Source organism: Flavobacterium sp. (assembly GCF_029242675.1).
Taxonomy (GTDB): Bacteria; Bacteroidota; Bacteroidia; order Flavobacteriales; family Flavobacteriaceae; genus Flavobacterium.
This window is the reverse complement of the sequence record NZ_JAQWTM010000062.1, coordinates 1-1,963: the sequence shown is the minus strand read 5'-3', so window position 1 is coordinate 1,963 and position 1,963 is coordinate 1. Positions and strand designations below refer to the sequence as shown.

The following is a 1,963-nucleotide window of genomic DNA, read 5'->3' as shown; positions in this document are numbered from 1 at the left end:
AAACATTAGAAGAGCCACCAAAGCATGCTATTTTTATACTTGCCACTACTGAAAAGCATAAAATTATCCCTACCATATTGTCTCGTTGTCAAATATTTGATTTCAAACGAATTACTGTAAAAGATGCTAAAGAACATTTAGCTGAAGTTGCTTTAAACCAAGGAATCGAATTTGAAGATGATGCCTTACACATTATCGCTCAAAAAGCTGATGGAGCCATGCGAGATGCTTTGTCTATTTTTGACAGAGTCGTATCGTATTGTGGTAAAAACTTAACGCGTCAGGCAGTTACGGAAAACCTAAATGTGTTGGATTACGAGACGTATATTAACGTAACCGACCTTATTTTAGAAAATAAAATACCTGAATTACTTTTGTCCTTTAATGATATATTAGCCAAAGGATTTGACGCACATCATTTTGTTTCAGGCTTAGCTACTCACTTTAGAGATCTTTTAGTTAGCAAAACACCCGCTACTTTAAGTTTATTAGAAGTTGGCGAACAAGCGCAAAAAATGTATGGCTTACAAGCGCAAAAGAGTGATCAAGACTTCCTTCTAAAAGGAATTGCGATCGCAAATGATTGTGATTTAAAGTACAAAGTTAGCCAAAATCAGCGTTTACTTGTTGAACTTTGCTTAATGCAACTTGCCTCTATCAATTTTGATGGAGAAAAAAAAAAGTTGAGTCCTTTATAATTCCGCCTACACACTTTAGAAAAAAAGACTATTCAATCGTAAGTGAAGTTAAACCAGTTACTCAGCAACTTCCTGAAGAAATTGTTACTCAAAAATCTTCAAATACTAAAGAGGAGAAAAAAATAATCGAGCCAAAAACCGTTCCTTCGATTCCAAAACCTGAAGATAATAACCCTAAATATTCGGCTTTATCTCTTTCAAGTATTAGAGCCAAAAAGGCATTAGAAGAAAGTAGCAAAACGATTGTAAAAGAAACGACGCATTTACCAACAGAAGAATTTACCGAGACAGAAATGCTTTTGCAATGGACTAAATACGCCAAAAAACTAGGTGACAAAGGGTTTAAAATCATGGAATCCCTTTTACTGATTAATGATCCCGTATTAACTGGAACTTCTATTACTATTGAATTGCCAAATGAAGGTTCAAAGCTAGATTTTGAAAAAGAATTGAATGGCCTATTAGGACATTTAAGAGGTCATTTGCATAATCACAACATTACTATTGAGGTAATTGTAAACGAAGCAGTCACTAATCGAAAAAGTTTTAACGATCAAGATAGATACAATCGTTTACATGAAATAAATCCAAATATTGAGCTCTTACGCACAACATTTGGATTGGATTTAAACGCTTAAAAAAGCGTTATTTGTTTCTATGGATTTTAAAATAATCCGAATACTTATATTTTGTCGTAGTACATCGCTTTCACAATACCATCAGAAAGACCAATTTTAGGCACATATATTTGTCTAGCTCCACTCCATTTCATCGCATTTAAAAAAATACGAATAGCTGGAATAATAACATCTGCACGATCGGGATTTAAGCCTACTTCAGATATTCTTTGTTCGTAAGTAAGTGAATTTAAAAAAGCATATTGAGAGTTTACATATATATAGGAAAGTGGCATTTCCTGCGCTTTGCCGGACATTTTGAATATTTTATTGATGTTTCCTCCAGATCCAATTATAGACAATTCTTCATAATCAGCTGTGTTGGTTGTGATCCATTTTTCTATTTCTTCCCACACTACATCACAAACCATATTATTTAGCAGCCGTACTGTACCGGCCTTGAAAGATCTTGAGTTAATCAATTTTCCAGCTGAGAACAATGTAAACTCCGTGCTCCCTCCTCCAACATCTACAAAAAGGTAGGTTTCATCAGATTTTAATAGATGATTTAAATCCGTTGAGGCTATAATCGCAGCTTCTTTTTTACCATCAATAATTTCAATTTTAATGTTGGCTTTGTCTTGAATT

3 protein-coding genes and 1 pseudogene are annotated in these 1,963 nt (G+C 33.9%); 2 read left to right on the top strand and 2 right to left on the bottom strand.

Translation table 11 applies throughout. The features are described from left to right. Positions 1-698, top strand: a pseudogene (locus tag P8M54_RS02430) (DNA polymerase III subunit gamma/tau); the annotation flags it as partial. 88 nt (positions 699-786) lie between these two features. On the opposite strand, the gene P8M54_RS02425 reads toward P8M54_RS02430, so the two are convergent. Next, the gene (locus tag P8M54_RS02425) at positions 787-1,050 is read right to left on the bottom strand and encodes a hypothetical protein (protein ID WP_300284647.1); all 264 of its coding nucleotides are present in this window, start codon (positions 1,048-1,050) and stop codon (positions 787-789) included. On the opposite strand from P8M54_RS02425, the gene P8M54_RS02420 reads away from it, so the two are divergent. Continuing rightward, positions 1,049-1,336, top strand: a complete 288-nt coding sequence (locus tag P8M54_RS02420; RefSeq protein WP_300284645.1) for a DNA polymerase III — start codon at positions 1,049-1,051, stop codon at positions 1,334-1,336. The two genes, P8M54_RS02425 and P8M54_RS02420, sit on opposite strands and share 2 nt — an antisense overlap. Before the next feature lie 44 nt (positions 1,337-1,380). Here the strand turns inward: P8M54_RS02420 and P8M54_RS02415 are convergent. Next, positions 1,381-1,963, bottom strand: a 583-nt coding sequence (locus P8M54_RS02415) for an exopolyphosphatase (RefSeq protein WP_300284643.1), incomplete at its 5' end; no start/stop codon positions are given.